The organism is Deinococcus sonorensis KR-87, assembly GCF_040256395.1.
In the GTDB taxonomy this organism is placed as follows: Bacteria; Deinococcota; Deinococci; order Deinococcales; family Deinococcaceae; genus Deinococcus; species Deinococcus sonorensis.
The window spans coordinates 2,125,236-2,142,955 of sequence record NZ_CP158299.1; the positions used below are offsets into that span (position 1 = coordinate 2,125,236).

At 68.5% G+C, this 17,720-nt stretch carries 18 protein-coding genes; 14 read left to right on the top strand and 4 right to left on the bottom strand.

What is annotated here, in order from left to right:
- Nucleotides 1–45: 45 nt before the first annotated feature.
- Nucleotides 46–1,068 (top strand): methyltransferase, encoded by a 1,023-nt coding sequence (locus tag ABOD76_RS15710; protein WP_350242902.1) that lies wholly within the window; start codon nt 46–48, stop codon nt 1,066–1,068.
- 28 nt (nt 1,069–1,096) lie between these two features.
- Here the strand turns inward: ABOD76_RS15710 and ABOD76_RS15715 are convergent, their stop codons facing one another.
- The 4 genes from ABOD76_RS15715 to carB all read right to left on the bottom strand — a co-directional run bounded on the left by ABOD76_RS15715 (nt 1,097) and on the right by carB (nt 5,899).
- On the bottom strand, nt 1,097–1,498 hold the full coding sequence (locus ABOD76_RS15715) for an excalibur calcium-binding domain-containing protein (protein ID WP_350242903.1): 402 nt from the start codon (nt 1,496–1,498) through the stop codon (nt 1,097–1,099).
- 59 nt (nt 1,499–1,557) lie between these two features.
- Nucleotides 1,558–2,391: an intradiol ring-cleavage dioxygenase gene (locus ABOD76_RS15720; protein ID WP_350242904.1), complete on the bottom strand. Its 834-nt coding sequence runs from the start codon at nt 2,389–2,391 to the stop codon at nt 1,558–1,560.
- 159 nt (nt 2,392–2,550) lie between these two features.
- Nucleotides 2,551–2,748 carry a hypothetical protein gene (locus ABOD76_RS15725; RefSeq protein ID WP_350242905.1) on the bottom strand — a complete coding sequence of 66 codons (198 nt, stop codon included), beginning with the start codon at nt 2,746–2,748 and terminating at the stop codon, nt 2,551–2,553.
- 55 nt (nt 2,749–2,803) lie between these two features.
- Entirely contained in the window at nt 2,804–5,899 is a 3,096-nt protein-coding gene (gene carB, locus ABOD76_RS15730) for a carbamoyl-phosphate synthase large subunit (protein WP_350242906.1), read from the bottom strand.
- A 133-nt stretch (nt 5,900–6,032) separates the two neighbouring features.
- Between carB and ABOD76_RS15735 the strand changes: the two genes are divergently transcribed.
- From ABOD76_RS15735 to ABOD76_RS15795, 13 genes are all read left to right on the top strand, one after another.
- Nucleotides 6,033–6,485, top strand: a complete 453-nt coding sequence (locus ABOD76_RS15735) for a hypothetical protein (protein WP_350242907.1) — start codon at nt 6,033–6,035, stop codon at nt 6,483–6,485.
- Between the two features lie 111 nt (nt 6,486–6,596).
- A complete protein-coding gene (locus ABOD76_RS15740) occupies nt 6,597–7,718 on the top strand; it encodes a pyridoxal phosphate-dependent aminotransferase (RefSeq protein ID WP_350242908.1) in 1,122 nt (373 codons plus the stop codon).
- A 207-nt stretch (nt 7,719–7,925) separates the two neighbouring features.
- On the top strand, nt 7,926–9,149 hold the full coding sequence (locus ABOD76_RS15745) for an argininosuccinate synthase (protein WP_350242909.1): 1,224 nt from the start codon (nt 7,926–7,928) through the stop codon (nt 9,147–9,149).
- 1 nt (nt 9,150) lies between these two features.
- On the top strand, nt 9,151–9,591 hold the full coding sequence (locus ABOD76_RS15750) for a DinB family protein (protein WP_350242910.1): 441 nt from the start codon (nt 9,151–9,153) through the stop codon (nt 9,589–9,591).
- Entirely contained in the window at nt 9,588–10,055 is a 468-nt protein-coding gene (locus ABOD76_RS15755; RefSeq protein WP_350242911.1) for a GNAT family N-acetyltransferase, read from the top strand. The genes ABOD76_RS15750 and ABOD76_RS15755 overlap by 4 nt, the downstream gene beginning before the upstream one ends.
- Nucleotides 10,052–10,513, top strand: a complete 462-nt coding sequence (locus ABOD76_RS15760; protein ID WP_350242912.1) for a GNAT family N-acetyltransferase — start codon at nt 10,052–10,054, stop codon at nt 10,511–10,513. Before ABOD76_RS15755 ends, ABOD76_RS15760 begins: the two co-directional genes overlap by 4 nt.
- A 214-nt stretch (nt 10,514–10,727) precedes the next feature.
- Complete coding sequence (argH, locus tag ABOD76_RS15765; protein ID WP_350242913.1) at nt 10,728–12,140, top strand: argininosuccinate lyase; 1,413 nt, start codon at nt 10,728–10,730, stop codon at nt 12,138–12,140.
- A gap of 1 nt (nt 12,141) precedes the next feature.
- Nucleotides 12,142–13,056: a GNAT family N-acetyltransferase gene (locus ABOD76_RS15770; protein WP_350242914.1), complete on the top strand. Its 915-nt coding sequence runs from the start codon at nt 12,142–12,144 to the stop codon at nt 13,054–13,056.
- Nucleotides 13,057–13,089: 33 nt separating this feature from the next.
- Complete coding sequence (locus ABOD76_RS15775) at nt 13,090–13,572, top strand: GNAT family N-acetyltransferase (RefSeq protein WP_350242915.1); 483 nt, start codon at nt 13,090–13,092, stop codon at nt 13,570–13,572.
- An 85-nt stretch (nt 13,573–13,657) separates the two neighbouring features.
- Nucleotides 13,658–14,203 (top strand): N-acetyltransferase, encoded by a 546-nt coding sequence (locus ABOD76_RS15780; protein ID WP_350242916.1) that lies wholly within the window; start codon nt 13,658–13,660, stop codon nt 14,201–14,203.
- A 49-nt stretch (nt 14,204–14,252) separates the two neighbouring features.
- The gene (locus tag ABOD76_RS15785) at nt 14,253–15,863 is read left to right on the top strand and encodes a hypothetical protein (RefSeq protein ID WP_350242917.1); all 1,611 of its coding nucleotides are present in this window, start codon (nt 14,253–14,255) and stop codon (nt 15,861–15,863) included.
- 45 nt (nt 15,864–15,908) lie between these two features.
- Nucleotides 15,909–17,093: a glutamine-hydrolyzing carbamoyl-phosphate synthase small subunit gene (carA, locus tag ABOD76_RS15790; RefSeq protein WP_350242918.1), complete on the top strand. Its 1,185-nt coding sequence runs from the start codon at nt 15,909–15,911 to the stop codon at nt 17,091–17,093.
- A gap of 219 nt (nt 17,094–17,312) precedes the next feature.
- The gene (locus ABOD76_RS15795) at nt 17,313–17,717 is read left to right on the top strand and encodes a hypothetical protein (RefSeq protein ID WP_350242919.1); all 405 of its coding nucleotides are present in this window, start codon (nt 17,313–17,315) and stop codon (nt 17,715–17,717) included.
- The last annotated feature ends 3 nt before the right edge of the window (nt 17,718–17,720 follow it).

A 17,720-nucleotide genomic window follows, 5' to 3' on the forward strand; every position in this document is an offset into this window, starting at 1 on the left:
GGCGGCTCCGACACCCATAGACCTCTCTCGATGTCTGGAGCTGCCATGAATGAACCAGAGGCGTCGGCCCGTCCCTCGGACCACCTGCTCACCCTGCTGAACGGGTACCGGGTCTCACAGGCCCTCCACGTCGCGGCCACCCTTGGCATTGCCGATCTGCTGGCCGGCGGGCCGCTGGCCAGCGCCGAACTGGCCGAGCGGACCGGAAGCCACCCGGGATCGCTGTACCGGCTGCTGCGGGCGCTCGCTGACGCTGGAGTGCTGGCCGAGCACCTGGGACAGCGCTTTGGGTTGACCGCAACGGGAGAGGCGCTGCGCTCCGACGCTCCGGACTCGCTGGCGGGCATGGCCCGGTTTATAGGCCGACCCTACATCTGGCAGGCCTGGTCTGGGCTTCTGCACAGCGTCCAGACTGGCGAGAACGCCTTTGCCCACCTGAACGGGGAGAGCCTGTGGGCCTACTGGGCGCAGCGGCCGGAAGAGAACCGGATCTTCGACGCGGCCATGACTGGCAACACCCGTCGGGCGCAGCATGCCCTGCTCGAACGTACCGATTTCGGGCGCTACGGCACGGTGATTGATGTGGGCGGTGGCCGGGGTACGCTGCTGATCGCCCTGCTCCAGAAGTTTCCGGACCTGAAGGGCGTGCTGTTCGATCAGCCGCAAGTGGTGGCGCACGCTGGACCGTTGCTGACCGAGGCCGGGCTGGCGGAGCGGTGCCGGGTGGTCTCCGGCAGTTTCTTTGAGGGCGTGCCGCCCGGAGGCGGGGCCTACCTGCTCAAGGCGGTGCTGCACGACTGGGACGACGAACAGGCGATCCAGATCCTGCAGCGGTGCCATGAAGCGATGGCGCCGGGCGCGTCGCTGCTGGTGATTGAGCGGCGGATGGATCAGGGCGTCCGGGACCGGCACGCCTCGCTCTCGGACCTGAACATGCTGGTGGGTCCGGGCGGCCGTGAGCGCACCACGGCCGAGTTCCGCACGCTGTTTGAACACGCCGGATTTACCCTGACGGACATCCGCGACGCCGGTTATGGCTTCTCCATCATTGAGGGCGTGCCGGTCTGAAGGGTACTCACGCTCCCGGGCGGGAAGTTTACTCGCCCTGTTCGCAGGCCACGCCGTTGTGATTGCGGTCCAGGCCGGTGCGGTAACCGGGGTGGGCCAGCCGGAGGGGAGCGGCCCCGGCCGCACGCGCGGCCGTGCACGAGCGGAAGTACACCACGCCGCGCCCGGACAGCGGCGCGCTGCGGGTGAGCGGGCGCATCAGCGAACGGGCCACGTACCCACCGTGTCCCCGGTAGCTGGTGCGGCACCAGTTGCCGCTGCAGGCGACGGTGAGCAGGGTCTGTGCCGGGATCACCTGTATCACCGGGCCGCTCAGGGCCGGCTGACGGTGCAGGTTGAGGCTGGTGGTGGTGATGGCCGTGGCAGCCTGGGCGGTGGCCAGACTGGCCACCGCCAGGGCCAGGGTACGCAGGAGGGGTCGGGAGAACATGCGGTCAGGATGACACGGAACGCCTGACCGGTGCCTGAAGAGAGGCTTTCGACCCGCGCTCAGCGGGCCAGGCCCACCGTCAGGGTGGCGGTGTAGCCGGCGCGGACGCTTCCGGTCATGGTGGGCGTCTGCAGGGTGGCCCCGTCGCTGAACACGTTGTCAGTGGCGAGCGAGCTCTGCGAGAGGTTGCGGACGCTCGCCTCGTAGCCGCTCTGGGCGTAGACCTTCTGACAGGCCGCCTGAGGGAGCGCCAGCTGAGAGGCCTGAATGCGGCTGGCGGCCGAAGTGGCGCGGCTGAGCGACGGATACACCTCGAAGTGGATGTGCGGCCACCGCCCGGCATAACAGCCGGGAAAGACCGTCTGGAACGTTACCGTGCCGTCTGCGCCGCTGGTCTGGACTCCGCGCAGGTAATCTTCGGCCACCGCATCCTGGCTGTACAGCGAATACTGGCCGTCCTGGGTGCAGTGCCAGATGTAGACGGCGTACCCGGACAGCGGGGCGCAGCTGGCCGCCGTATTCACCAGATTCAGCACCACGGTGAGCGGCACGCCCGCCGCCGTGTGGCCGGTGCCGAGGCTGGTACGGATGTCGCGGCGCACGATCCCGGAGCGGGTCAGGACGTTGACCGACTGACCGGAAGCCACCGAGCCGTCGGCGGGGTAGGGGCCGGCCGTCTCGGAAGGAATGGGAGCGGGGCAGGCCGCCGTGCCGGTGCCCGCCGCGCTGGCGGAACTGGCCGCGGCCCCGCAGCCCACCAGCGTGCCGAGGCCCAGCAGGCCCAGCGCCAGCACCCGGCGGCGATCCAGCGGAGAGTGCAACATCATGCTCGCGTCGGCCCTCAGGCCCAGGTCGTGAAAGGGATCGTCGTGATGATCGTGATGGTCGCTCATGGGGTCCTCCAGGCTCAGGCAGGAAGAAGTCTGCCTGACTGGAAGCCTAAGTGTGCGGCATTCAGAAGCCGTGAAGGTATGGGTCAGAATAGCCCCGGCGCAGTCACAGCAAGAGGGGCCGCTTCCATGCTGGAGCGGCCCCTCTTTGTAGGTCTGAACTCAGCTTCCGTCCTGGAAGCCGGCGGCTGGCTGATCCTCGTCGGAGGTTTCCGCGCCGGCCTCCTGATTACCGGGCGTGCCGGTGCTGCCGGCCCCGCCGGCGCTGGTCACGCCGCGACGGGCGTCGTCCTCCTGCATTCGGGCGTACTGCTCCTGCTGGGCCTGGGCCTCGTTCTCATCGTTCGATCGGTCGGTCATGGTTCAGGGTAGACAGGAGGGAGGTGGGGCGGGTGTGCAGGGCGTCAAGCGGCATTCACTGGCCGGAAGCGCCGGCCTGGGCGCTCAGCCACCGCTGCAGGCTCTGCACGCCGAGGGTCTGCCCCTGCGCCGCAGCAATCGCTTTCGCCGTCCACTCCGCGCCCTCCTTCGTGCTCACGATCGGCACGCCCCGCTCCAGCGCGGTCCGGAGCAGCGGACTGCCGGTCACGTCAATCAACAGGTCTGGCAGGGCCTCGCCGTCCTGTGCCCGGATTACGCTCAGCCCGGCCCCCTCCAGGGTTCCGGCCACATCGTCCAGCCCCTCGCCCAGCAGCAGCGCGGTGCCCTTCAGCGGCAGGTTGCTCTTGGCCCCGAGCTCTGCGCGGAAGTACGCCAGATACGGGTCTGCGTCAATACCCATGCTCTCACCGGTGCTCTTCATCTCCGGCCCCAGCACCGGCAGCACGCCTCTGAACTTCAGGAACGGCAGATGCACTTCCTTGACGCTGTACATGGCAGGCGTGGGCGTCTGTGCAAAGCCGATCTGCTCCAGTGTCTGCCCCACGGCGATGCGGGCGGCGTACTTGGCGAGCGGGTGGCCGGTGGCCTTGCTCACGTACGGCACGGTCCGGCTGGCGCGCGGGTTGGCCTCCAGGATGTACGCCACCCCATCCTTGATCGCGTACTGCACGTTCATCAGGCCCTTCACGCCCAGTTCCAGCGCCAGCCGCTCGGTGGTGGCCTTGACCGTGGCGGTCAGCTCAGCGCTCAGGCTCACCGGCGGGATGATGCAGGCGCTGTCGCCGCTGTGCACCCCGGCCGCCTCGATGTGTTCCATGATGCCGGCGACCACCGCCACGGAGCCGTCGGACAGGCAGTCCACGTCCAGCTCCAGCGCTCCTTCCAGGTACTGGTCGAGCAGGATGCTCGGCTGGCCCTCCACCGCCGCGTACACCTCGTCGAGGTAGGTCTGCAGCTCGTGTTCGCTCCGCACCGTCCGCATGGCCCGGCCGCCCAGCACATAGCTGGGGCGGGCCATCAGCGGGAAGCCCAGCTGAGCGGCCAGCGCCTGCGCCTCCCCCGCGTTCTTCGCCACCAGCCCCCTCGGCTGCGGAATGCCCAGCCGCTCGCACAGCGCGTTGAAGCTGGCGCGGTCTTCCGCCTCGTGGATGGTGGCCGGGCTGGTGCCGATGATGGGCGCGCCGGCCGCCTCCAGCCGGGCGGCCAGCTTCAGCGGTGTCTGCCCGCCCAGCTGCACGATCACCCCGATGGGCTTCTCGTGCTCGACGATGTTCATCACATCCTCGAAGGTCAGCGGCTCGAAGTACAGCCGGTCGGCCGTGTCGTAGTCGGTGCTGACCGTCTCGGGATTGCTGTTCACCATGATGGTCTCGTAGCCGGCCTCCTGCAGCGCCCAGACCGCGTGCACCGTGGCGTAGTCGAACTCCACGCCCTGCCCGATGCGGTTGGGGCCGGAGCCCAGGATCACCACCTTGGGCTTGTCGGTGGCGCGCACCTCGTCCTCCCACTCGTAGGTGCTGTAGTGGTAGGGCGTGTGCGCCTCGAACTCGGCGGCGCAGGTGTCCACCGTCTTGTACACGGGGGTGGCGCGGGCAGTTTTGCGCAGGGCGCGCACCTCCAGCTCGCTCAGCCCCACGATCTCCCCGATGCGGGCGTCGCTGAAGCCCAGCCGCTTCACCTCGCGCCAGTACTCGTACTTCCACTCCCGGATCGGCCCAAGTTCCAGAATCTCGCCCTCGGCGGCGATGATCTCGTGCAGCTGCCCCAGGAACCACGGGTCAATCTTGGTCGCCTCGAACAGCTGGTCTACCGTCTCGCCCCGGCGCATCAGCTCAATGATGGCCTCCAGCCGGCGTGGATTGGGGTACAGCAGCGCGCGGAGGCCCGCCACGTCCATCTGGGCGTACACGCCCCGCACGTCGCTCTCGGTGCTGCGCAGCGCCTTCTGCAGGCTCTCCTTGAAGGTTCGGCCCACCGCCATTACCTCGCCCACGCTGCGCATCTGGGTGCCCAGGGCGTCCGGGGTGCCGGGGAACTTCTCGAAGGCGAAGCGCGGAATCTTGGTCACCACGTAGTCGATGCTCGGCTCGAACGACGCCGGGGTCACGCGGGTGATGTCGTTGGGCAGCTCGTCCAGGTGGTAGCCGACCGCCAGCAGGGCCGCGATCTTAGCGATGGGGAAGCCGGTGGCCTTGCTGGCCAGGGCGGAGGAGCGGCTGACCCGCGGGTTCATCTCGATCACGATGACGCGCCCGTTGTCCGGGTTCACCGCGAACTGGATGTTGCTGCCGCCGGTCGCCACCCCGATCTCGCGGATGATGGCCAGCGACTGGTCACGGAGCCGCTGATACTCCACATCGCTGAGCGTCTGCGCCGGGGCCACCGTGATGCTGTCGCCGGTGTGCACGCCCATCGGGTCAAAGTTCTCGATGCTGGTGATGATGATCACCGTGTCGGCGGTGTCGCGCATCACCTCCAGCTCGTATTCCTTCCAGCCGAGGATGCTCTCCTCCAGCAGCACCGAGGTGACCGGGCTGTCGCGCAGGCCGCCCTCAGTGATGTCCAGAAACTCCTCGTAGGTGTGCGCGATGCCGCCGCCGGTGCCGCCGAGCGTGAAGCTGGGCCGGATCACGATCGGCAGCCCGATCTCCTTCTGGTACTCGATGGCCTCGTCCATGCTGTGGACCATCCGACCGCGCGCCGTCTCCACGCCGATCTTGGCCATGGCCGCCTGGAACAGCTCGCGGTCCTCGCCCTTCTTGATGGCCTCGACGCCCGCGCCGATCAGCTCCACGCCGTACTTTTCCAGCGTGCCGCGCTCGTGCAGGTCCATAGCGAGGTTCAGCGCCGTCTGGCCACCCAGAGTGGGCAGCAGGGCGTCAGGCTGTTCGAGCGCGATCACCCGTTCCACGAACTCCGGGGTGAGCGGTTCCAGATACGTGGCGTCCGAGAGGTCGGGGTCGGTCATGATCGTGGCCGGGTTGCTGTTGACCAGCACCACCCGGTAGCCCTCCTGCTTGAGGGCCTTGAGAGCCTGAGTGCCGCTGTAATCGAACTCGGCAGCCTGCCCAATCTGGATAGGGCCGCTGCCGAGGATCAGAATCGTCTGTAGATCGGTACGCTTGGGCATTCCGAGGCTCAAGCCTAGCATGGATTCAGCGGAGGGGTAGCTGCATGCTTATGCAGAGAAAAACCCAGGGGCCTGCCTGGTCTATTCAGAAATCCTAAGTACCGTCTGCCGCGCGCCTGCTTACAATCGGCTCATGAAGAAGCTGCTGTTGGGTCTGACCGTCGCTGCCCTCGCCTCTACCGCCGCCGCCGACCAGGTGGGTGGGTACCTCTTCGGCATCCAGTATCAGCAGGATAACGGGCTGCGCTATGGCTTGGGCTTGCCGCTGGTATCCGTGTTTGGCGGCTCAGCTACTTTGGCCGTCAACGGTGACGTGTCCTACCTGATTCCCTTCGACACGGGCGCCGACACCGGCAACTTCAGCACCTACTACGGCTTCGGTCTGGGTGCGGGCGTGTACTTGGGTGGTGGGGCTGGCTTCTCGCTGTATCCCAACGTGCTGGCTGGCGTCAACTTCAACAACACCTCCGACTTCACCCCGTTCCTGGAGGCCTCGGCTGGCCCCAGCATCGGGCTCGGCACTGGTGGCGGCGGCATTGGCCTGGGCTACGGCCTGCGGCTTGGCGTCAACTACCGCCTGCCCTGAAGCATATGGCTCTGCAACCGCCTCCTGCTGGGGGGCGGTTTTTTCTGGTGGTTCCGCGCCTGTGCAAACGTTCCGGGCCTGCTTCAACTCAATCTGCGCCACACTGCAGGTATGCCTGCACAGCTGCACGCCCGGTCCGCCCTGGCCACCGAGAGCATCTTCGCCCGGATGAGCGGGCTGGCCGTCCGGCACGGGGCCATTAACCTAGGCCAGGGCTTTCCGTCCGGCGCCCCTCCGGCCTTCCTGCTGGACGCTGCCCGCGAGGCCCTGGGCCGGGGCGACCAGTACACCCCGCCGCCCGGACTGCCGCTGCTGCGTGAGGCGCTGGGCCGCGATCTGAACGTGGCGCCGGAGCAGGTGGTCGTGACCTGCGGCGCCACCGAGGCGATGGCGGTGCTGGCCCAGGCGCTCTACGGCCCCGGCGACGAGGTGCTGATGCTCGAGCCGGTCTTCGACATCTACTGGCCGCAGGCGCGGCTGGCGGGCGCCCAGCCGGTCACGGTCCCGATGCGGCTGGAGGGCGGTGCCTGGGCCGCCGACCTGGACCGGATGGCCCAAGCCATCACCCCGCGCACCCGCGCCCTGCTGATCAACTCGCCCTACAACCCTACCGGCAGCGTCTTCAGCCGTGTGGAGCTCGAACGCATCGTGGCGCTGGCCCGCGAGCATGACCTGTGGATCATCAGTGACGAGGTGTATGACGAGCTGTACTACGGCGACGCCCCGGTGCCGCTGCGAACACTTGCCCCGGAGCGCACTTTCACGGTGGGCAGCGCCGGAAAGCGCCTGGAGGCGACCGGCTGGCGGGTCGGCTGGATCGTGACCCCGCCGGGCCACGCGGCCCAGGTGGCGGGCCTGCACCAGTGGACCACCTTCTGCGCGCCCGGCCCGCTGCAGGCGGCCGTCGCGCTGGCGCTGCCCATGGCCCGGCAGTCGGGGTTCTATTCTCAGCTGCGCGACGGTTACCGCGCCCGCATGCAGCGGCTGGCCCAGGGCCTCAGGGCCCTGGGGCTTGAGGTGATGGAGCCGCAGGGCACGTACTTCCTGAGCGCCATCGGCGTGGGTCTGGACGCGGACCGGCTGGTAGAGGAGGGGCGGGTGGCCGTGATCCCGGGGGCCGCCTTCTACGTGCAGCACGCGGCTCCGCCGGGCCTGCTCCGCTTCGCCTTCTGCAAGCCGGAAGCGGAGATCGAGGAGGCGTTGCAGCGGCTGGGCCAGTACCTGGGCGGCTGAACAAAGCGTCCACACTTGCGCCTGTCGCGCTCAGCTGCTACCCTTCTGCATAGCTATGCGCCATCGGTGCATACTCATACACCCTCATGCAGACCCTGACCACCCGACGCTGACGCCCCGGCCCTCCCGATAAGGAAGGAGGCCGGGTGCAGTCGCGCCGGGTGGCCTTGTGCTGCCCCGTTCACCGAAACAGGAGACAATCAGGCCATGAGCAAAGAAAAGATCGTGCTGGCATATTCGGGCGGACTCGACACCTCGATCATCCTCAAGTGGCTCCAGACCGAGCGCAACTATGAGGTGGTGGCCTTCACCGCCGACCTGGGTCAGGGTGACGAGGTGGAGGAGGCGCGCGTCAAGGCGCTGAACACCGGCGCGGTGGCCGCCTACGCGCTGGACCTGCGCGAGGAGTTCGTGCGCGACTATGTCTTCCCGATGTTCCGCGCGTCGGCGCTGTACGAGGGCTATTACCTGCTGGGCACCAGCATTGCCCGGCCGCTGATCGCCAAGAAGATGGTGGAGATCGCCGAGCAGGAGGGCGCCGTGGCCGTGTCGCACGGGGCGACCGGCAAGGGCAACGATCAGGTGCGCTTCGAGATGACCGCCTACGCCCTGAAGCCGGACATCGTGACGGTGGCCCCCTGGCGCGACTGGAGCTTCCAGGGCCGCGCCGATCTGGAAGCGTTCGCGGTGGAGCACGGCATTCCGGTGCCCACCACCAAGAAGGACCCCTGGAGCACCGACGCCAACCTGCTGCACATCAGCTATGAGGGCGGCATTCTGGAAGACCCCTGGGCCGAGCCGCCTGCCCACATGTTCAAGCTGACGGTGGACCCCAGCGAGGCGCCGGATCAGCCGGAATATGTGGAGATTGAGTTTGAGGCGGGCAACCCGGTGGCGATCAACGGCGAGCGCCTGACCCCGGCCGCGCTGCTGACGAAGGCCAACCAGCTCGCGGGTCAGCACGGGGTGGGACGCCTGGACCTGGTCGAGAACCGCTTTGTGGGCATGAAGAGCCGTGGCGTCTACGAGACCCCCGGCGGCACCCTGCTGTACCACGCCCGCCGCGCCGTGGAGAGCCTGACGCTGGACCGCGAAGTGCTGCACCAGCGCGACCAGCTGGCCCCCAAGTACGCCGAGCTGGTGTACAACGGCTTCTGGTTCGCCCCGGAGCGCGAGGCGCTGCAGGTGTACCTGGACCACGTGGCGAGCAGCGTGACCGGCACGGCCCGCATCAAGCTGTATAAGGGCAACGCCACGGTGGTGGGCCGCAAGGCGCCCAAGAGCCTCTACGACAAGGACCTGGTGAGCTTCGAGGCGGGCGGCGACTACAACCAGCACGACGCCGGGGCCTTCATCAAGCTGAACGCGCTGCGGATGCGGGTGCAGGCGCGGGTGGCGGCCAAGGCCCAGAAGCAACCTCAGGAAGCGTGAAGTGAGCGGGCTGCAGGACATGATCGCGGAGGTGCTGCCCCGGCTCCAGGCCGTGGGAGAGGCGCCGTCCGGGCATCAGCCGGAGGCCGGGGTCTGGAGTGCCCGGCAGGTGCTGGGCCACCTGATCGACAGCGGGGTCAACAACCACCTCCGCTTCGTCCGCGCGGCGGCAGAAAGCGGGCTGGAGCTGCCCGGCTACGATCAGAACGCCTGGGTCCAGGCGGGTGGGTATCAGCAGCGGCCCTGGGCCGAGCTGGTCACGCTGTGGGCGGCCTACCAGACGCATATGGCGCACGTGATCGCCGGGCTGCCCGAGGCGGCGCTGGCTCACACGCTGAGCGTCGGCGGAGGAGCACCGGTGACGCTCGGCTGGCTGGCCGAGGACTACCTCCAGCACCAGCGGCATCACCTGGCGCAGATCTGGGCGCGGGCCGAAGCATGACCCTGCCCGCCGGCTATACCGTGCGCCCGGCCACCCCCGACGACGCCGCGCTGATCGCTGCCCAGCGCGAGGCCATGTTCACCGACATGGGCACCGAGTACCGCGAAACGGTGGCGCAGTTCGCGCCGTGGGTGGAGCGGCACCTGCAGGCGGGCACCTATGTGGGCTGGTTCGTAGTGTACGAAGGGGAGGAGGTGGCCGGGGCCGGTCTCCTGCTACACGACTGGTCGCCGCACTACCTCGATCCGCAGCCGCTGCGCAGTTACCTGCAGAACGTGTACACCCGTCCGGAGCACCGGGGCCGGGGCCTTGCACGGGCGCTGACTCAGCAAGCGATCGAGGAGACGCGGCGCCGGGGCATCCGCACCCTCAGCCTGCACGCCTCCAAGTTCGGGCGGCCGCTGTACGAGCAGCTGGGGTTTGCGGCCACCAACGAGATGCGTCTGGTGGTGGACACGGAATGATCCGGCCCGCCCGCCTGACCGACGTGCCCGCCTTCCATGAGGTGATGATGGCGGCCGGCATGGACCCGCGCAGCAGCTGGAGCCGCGTCACGCCTCAGGAGCTGGAGGCGGCACTGTCGGCGCCACAGGCGGGCGGGTTTGTGGCGCTGGATGGGGACCGGGTGGTGGGCTGTGTGGGCTACCGCCCGGACGGGCCACAGACCCTGACCCTCAACCGGCTGGCCACCCGGCCGGAGGTGCGCGGCCGGGGCCTGGGCATGCAGCTGGTGCAGGCGGTGGAGCGGCACGCCCAGGACACGGGCCGTCAGCGGGTGCTGCTGGCAGTCTCGCAGTTCAACCTGAATGTCCTGCCGTTTTACGAGCAGCTCGGGTACGTCAGGACAGCGGACCTGTACGCCTACGCCCATCCGGCCAGCCCCCCGCCGGTGGTGCTGGTGAAGGACATTGAGCAGCTGTGAACCTGTTTACCTGCCCTGATCTTCGCCCTATTGGGCTTTTCGTTGACATCGGTGGTGGCGTTGGCGCGGGTCATCCAGGCCGGGGTTTCGTGGCGACGGCTGCTCTGGTTTGCCCAGTCCGCCGGCTGCGGAGTCAACCTGTGGTGGCTGTTGCAGCAGCTCGCAGACTTCACGCTCGACGGATCTTGCCTTGGAACGGTGGAAAGGACAACGCATGACCAATCAAGCACAAGACAGGAAACTCTGGGGCGGACGCTTTGCGGAAGCCACCGCCGATCTGGTGGAGCAGTACAACGCGTCCGTTCCGTTTGACCAGCGTCTGGCGGAGCAGGATATTCGCGGCTCGCTGGCGCACGTGGCGATGCTGGGGCAGGTGGGGATCCTGGCCGCCGACGAGGTGGCCCAGATCAGTGAGGGCCTGCAGGCGATCCTGACCGACATCCGGGCCGGCCACTTCGAGTGGCGGCTGGACCGCGAGGACGTGCACATGAACGTGGAGGCGGCCCTGCGCGACCGCATCGGACCGGTGGCGGGCAAGCTGCACACGGCCCGCAGCCGCAACGATCAGGTGGCCGTGGACTTCCGGCTGTTCGTGAAGGAGGCGACCCTGCAACTGGCGGACCTGACCCGGCAACTGCGGTCGGTGATGGTGCAGGAGGCGCAGCGGCACCTGACCAGTGACCAGGGCCAGCCAGTCATCCTGCCCGGCTACACCCACCTGCAGGTGGCCCAGCCAATCCTGCTGTCGCACTGGTTCCTGGCCTACGCTGAGATGCTCAAGCGCGATGAAGGCCGATTCCGGGACGCGGCCGCCCGCATGGACGAGTCGCCGCTGGGCAGCGCGGCGCTGGCCGGCACCCCCTGGCCGATTGACCGGCACGCCACCGCCGCCGCCCTGGGCTTTGCGCGCCCGACCGCCAACAGCCTGGATGGGGTGGGCAGCCGCGACTTCGCGCTGGAGTTCCTGTCGGCCTGCAGCATCCTGATGGCGCACCTGTCGCGGCTGTCGGAGGAGACGGTGCTGTACAGCACCTTCGAGTTCGGCTTCCTGACGCTGCCGGACAGCCACACCACCGGCAGCAGCATCATGCCGCAGAAGAAGAACCCGGACGTCTCGGAGCTGGCCCGGGGCAAGTCCGGGCGGGTGTTCGGCAACCTGATGGGTCTGCTGACGGTGGTGAAGGGCACCCCGCTGGCCTACAACAAGGATCTGCAGGAGGACAAGGAAGGGGTGTTCGACAGCTTCGACACCTGCAGCATCACCCTGCGCCTGTACGCCGAGATGCTGCCCAAAAGCACGTGGAACGCCGATGTCACCCGCGCCGCCGCTGCCCGTGGCTACAGCACCGCCACCGACCTCGCCGATCATCTGGCGCGTTCCGGCGTGCCGTTCCGTGAGGCGCACGAGGTGGTGGGCGGGCTGGTGGGGCTGGCCAGCCGCAGTGGCCGGCAGCTGTGGGAACTGACCGACAATGAGATGCGGCAGGCCCACCCGCTGCTGAGCGCCGAGGTGGCCGGTCAGCTCACGGTGGAGGCGAGCGTGGCCGGACGCGGCAGCTTCGGCGGCACCGCGCCCGAGCGGGTGCAGGCGGCCGTGCAGGCCGCCCTGTCGGAGCTGGACGGCTGACATGGACGTGACGGCGCGGCTGGACGGAACCCTGCTGGAGCAGCGCGAACAGGAGTGGCAGCACTGGCTGGCCCACCCGGACGAGAACCCGCTGTCCACCCGCGCCGACTTCACGGACGGCGAGGTGCTGCTGGAGAACGACCTGTGCGTGTATACCCAGGACGCCCGGTACAGTGACGGCCTGCCGTATGCCGGCCTGATCGTGACCAGAACGCCCCGACAGACGGTCTTTGACCTGACCCCGGAGGAGGTCCTGGCCACCCACCGGCTGCTGGCCGAGGTGCGGGAGCACCTGCAGGCCACCGTGCAGCCGGACGGCTACACCATCGGCTGGAACGTGTGCCCGGCGGGCGGGGCGCACATTCCGCACGTCCACCTGCACGTCATTCCGCGCTGGAACCATGAGCTGGCGGCGGGCGCGGGCTTACGCCACTTCCTGAAGCTGGCCGCCCGGCAGCTCAGCATCCGCGCCGCCGATGCCCCCGACCTGCCCACCATCCACCGGCTGATTCTGGACACCGGCCTCAGTCACGACCCCGCCCTCATCACCGCCACGCTGGAGGCCAGCCGCTACTGGCTGGCGGAGCTGGACGGTCAGGTGGCCGGCTGCATCGGGCTGGAGCACGGCGAGGGGGCCTCGCTGCTGCGCTCGGCCTGCGTGGCGTCGGGGCGGCAGGGTCAGGGCGTCGGGGCGCGGCTGGCCCGAGTGGCGCTGGCGGCGGCCCGGAAGCGGGGCGACCGGGCGGTCTATCTGTTCTCCAGCCACGCGGGGGGGTACTGGCAGCGGCTGGGCTTCGTGGCGGTGCCGCCACAGGAGGTGGCCGACCGCCTGCCGACCGCGCCTCAGGTCCGCAGCGGCGAGTGCCGCGGCTGGCTGCACACCGAGCAGGCCTGGAAGCTGGACCTCTCCGGCTAGCACCTTTCTTCACAAAGGGGCAAAATAACAACCATGACCAACAATTCAGCAGTGGAGGACATCCAGATGGACGAACACACCAAGATCCGCGCCGTGACGCCTGCCGACTACCGGGCGGTGCTGAAGGTCATGACCGACGCCGGCCTGGACACCGACGGCGTGATGGTCCTGGGCACCACCTACTGGCTGATGGAGCGCGACGGCCAGCCGGTGGGCGCCATCGGGCTGGAGCACGGCGACGGCGTGTCGCTGCTGCGCGGAGCTGCGGTGGCTCCCTCGGCACGCGGCCAGGGCTTGGGCCGGGCCCTGGTAATGAGCGCCGTGACCCACGCGCAACTGCGCGGCGACCGCGCCATCTACATGTTCAGCACCGGCGGCGACTGGGAGACCTTCGGCTTCACCCAGATTCCGCTGGCCATCGTGATGGCCGATATTCCCGATGCGCCCCAGGTCACGCACTACCGAAGCCACGCCACCCGCCCGGGCAGCACCACCTGGATGCGCAGCCTGACCTGACCGCCGCTGGCGCTCCACCGGGCCAGCCGCACCACCGGCCCGAGTGGGGCGCCCGCTTTCTTTCCTGCATGGAGTACTGAAGATCATGACCCTGACCCTCGACAGCATCGCCGTTCCCGACCTTCACCCGCAGGCCCCGCTCCAGGAGCGCAAGGCCCGCCTCTCCGACATCGAGGCCATCCATGAGCTGATCGGCTACTGGGCGGCCAGGGGCCAGATGCTGGTGCGAAGCCGGGCGCTGCTGGCCGAGACGATCCGGGACTTCCATCTGGTCATAGCGGACGAGCACGAGGGGCGGCCCGGCGGGCTGGCCGGGGTGTGCGGCCTGCACCTGCTGGCCCCGGACCTCGCCGAGGTGCGCGGGCTGGCGATTCACCCGAATTTTCAGGGTCGGGGGCTGGGCCGGATGCTGGTGGAGGCCTGCGAGCGCGAGGCCCACGAGATCGCGCTGCCGACGCTGTTCGCCTGGACGTATCAGCAGGGTTTTTTTGAGAAGTGTGGCTACACCCGCATCGACAAGACGCATCTGCATCCCCGGGTGTGGAGCGAGTGCCAGCGGTGTGCCTTTTTTGAGAACTGCAACGAGATTGCCATGGAGAAGCGGCTGATTCCGGCGGTGACCGGTGCCTGAGCGGCAAGTTCGAGGAGGTGCGCCGGGCTGCCCGGCTATCTTGAGAAGCATGAAGCACACCCTCATGCTGTCTGCCCTGATCGCCGTCTCTACGGCGACCGCCGCGCCCCTGACCCAGAACCTGCCGGCTGGCGCGCTGGTCACGCTGGAAACCCATAACGCCGCCTCCGCGTTTGAGCGTCTGCTGGGGGTGGTGAATTCGGCGGCCAGCGCCATCGGCTTCGAGGACGAGGCCGACGAGATGACCGACGGTGTCGGCCCGTTGCTGCGGGAGACGCTGGGGCAGGAAGCGGTGCTGGGGGTATTCTCGGTCGGAACCCCGGCCGGGGGCTTCTCGCCGGAGCTGCTGGCCGTGTCCCGCGTGGGGGAGCAGACCCGGCCCCTGGTCACCGCGATGGTGAAGGGCAAGGGCGCGGCGGTCGGGCGGTTCCGCTTCGTGCGGCAGAAGGACATGTTCGTGGGCACCGCCGACGATCTGGTCTACCTGTCCACCGACAAGACGCTGCTGATGAGCTATCTGGCGCGGCTGAGTGGCCGCACCGCGCCGCGCCTGGGCGAGTCGGCGGTGTACACCGCTCCGTCCCGCGCGGCGGGCGAGCAGCAGCTGGGCCTGTACCTCAACTTCTCGGCCATGGCCAAGATGGTGCGGGGCGCCCTGGCCAAGGAGCTGGTGCCGCGCCTGTTCTCGCCGCTGGTGGACGCCCTCGACACGCTGGGCCAGTACGCGGCGGGCTTCACCACCACCGAACAGGGCCTTGAGGCGCAGGCGGCGCACGTGCCGAACGCCCAGGGCAAGGACACCCCGCTGTACGCCATCCTGACCCACACCACCGATTTCCAGGTGCAGCGCCTGATTCCGGCCGACGCCCAGTCGGTGCAGGCGACTGCCTGCGCCAGCGAGAGCAACGGTTACGTGGGCCGCTGGCTGACCCGCCTGGACCTGGTGGACCCCACCGGCTTCCTGACCGACAGCCAGCTTGCCAGCCATCTGGAGCGCTCGGCCCGCTATCTCGGCGACGAGTGCGCCCAGGTGACGCTGGCCGGCAACCGCCTCGACCAGGACGGGCTGTCCAGCACCGTGACCTACCAGCGGGTGCGCGACATGGCCGCCGCCCAGGCGCACCTGCCCGAGTATGTCGCCGCGCTGAACACGGCCATTCAGGCGCTGCCGGACACGCTGGACTCGCTGGCGGGCGCGGGCAGCGCCTCTCTGTTCAAGCCGGCGGGCGCCATGAGCGGCAGCCTGCAGCGCAGCACCGAGGCGCAGCTCGGCTCACTCAAGCAGGCCGTCTCGCAGCTGAAGCTGGTGTATGCCTTCCGGGACGGGTACCTGATCACCGCGTTCAGCGATCAGGCTCTGAAGGCGGCCCTGGCTACCGATCAGCCGGTCCTGGCGGACGATCCGGCGTTCCAGGCGGCGGGGCTGAAGATGGACGGAGTGGGCGGCTGGAGCTACGCCCGCCGCCCCGGCGAGGTGTCGGACAGTGACCTTGAGGATCTGCTCCGCCGCAGCAACGACCCTCAGGCAGCGATGGTCGGTGCACTATTCGCCGGGGGAGCCGCTGATATCATCAATCGCTACCAGGGCATGTCGGCCCAGACGACGGTGAATGACGGACTCATCCTGACCAAGTCATCCATCGGCTTCACCTGGGAGTAACGACCATCAAACGCGTCCTGTGAGGCGCAAATGGAGGAGGACACCATGATTCGTAAGGAACGCGCCGTGCTGGCGCTTGAGGACGGAACGGTCTACCGGGGCTACGCCTTCGGGCACCGGGGCGAGACGGTGGGCGAGGTGGTGTTCAACACCAGCATGACCGGCTACCAGGAGATCATGACCGACCCCAGCTACAACGGTCAGATCGTGACCATGACCTACCCGCACATCGGGAACTACGGCGTGGCCATCTACGACATGGAGAGCAACAAACCCTACGTGCGCGGCTTCATCGGCCGGGAGTTCTCGGAGGGGTACAGCAACCACCGCGCCCAGCAGTCGCTGGAGAGCTTCATGCAGCAGCACGGCATCGTGAGCATCCAGGGCATCGACACCCGCGCCCTGGTGCGGCGGCTGCGCGAGGGCGGCGTGGTCAAGGGCGTGGTGGCGCACCGCTCGCACACGCACCCGGAAGACCCGTACGGTGAGTTCTCGCCGGCCGAGGAGCAGGTGCTGGTGGCGCGCGCGCGGGGCCACGAGGACATTGACGGCCGCGACATGACCCCGGAAGTCACGACGCCGCTGCCCTACGCCTTCCCGACGCTCAAGCAGGGCAAGCGGGTGGTCCTGATGGACTTCGGCATCAAGCACACCATCATCGAGCGGCTGGCCGAGGTGGGCATCGAGCCGATCGTGGTGCCGGCGCACACCAGTCCGGCGCAGATCATGGCGCTGCAGCCGCACGGCCTGTTCCTCTCGAACGGCCCCGGCGACCCCAGCGCGCCCGAGTACGCTCACAAGACCGCCTGGGAACTGATGGGCCTGCTGCCCACCTTCGGCATCTGCCTGGGCCACCAGATTCTGGGGCTGGCTGCCGGCGGGCGCACCTTCAAGATGAAGTTCGGGCACCGGGGCGGCAACCAGCCGGTCAAGAACCTGCTGACCGGGCACGTGGAGATCACGGCCCAGAACCACGGCTACGCGGTGGACCTGGAGAGCATTCCGGACCAGCAGTTCGTGGCCACCCACATCAACCTCAACGACAACACCCTGGAGGGCATGGCGCACGTGCGCTACCCGGTGTTCAGCGTGCAGTACCACCCGGAGGCCAGCCCCGGCCCCCACGACAGCCGCTACCTGTTCAACCGCTTCATCGAGGAGATCAACAGCTTCGAGGGCGTGACCGGCACGCCGGTCCAGAAGGCTCTGACCGGACAGCACGGCGTCTGAGTCGCTAACGAGAGGAGGGGCGGCCCCTGAACGGGCCGCCCCTTTGCTGTGGCGCTGGACCGAGGTCGGGGTGGGGCGCCCGACCAAGGTCCGGGCCGGAATGCTGTGTGGCCTGCAGTTGGGGGCGCGGGGGGCAGCGTACCCTCTGGGTACCTCACCTTCATCCTGCCGGTTCCGCGTCCGTGCGTTCGCCTTGCCTGATGTCCAGGAGGCCCTGTCATGACCGAACGGTCCACCCATCTGATGAACGGTCCGCGCAACAGCGTTTACGGTATTTTCTCGGAGCTGGAGGAGGTCCGCGACTTCAGCCAGCGGCTGCTGGACCTGGGCCTCGCCGAGAGTCAGGTGCGGGTGCTGATCGGTGAGGCCGGCATCCGCGAGCTGGACCACGACGGCCGCTACAGCGGCGTGCTGGCGCGCTTCCGCCGGCTGCTGCAGGGCATGACCGACGAGCGCGACAACATCGAGCGTTATCTGTGGGCGCTGGCGAGCGGCCACATCGTGGTGTCGGTGGCGCTCCCGGCCCGCCAGGATCACGCGCCGGTCTGTGCGGCCTTCAAGGCCTGCAACGCCCATTTCGTGCATTACTACGGCGCCTGGGTGGTCCACCAGTTCAGCGCCTGAGCG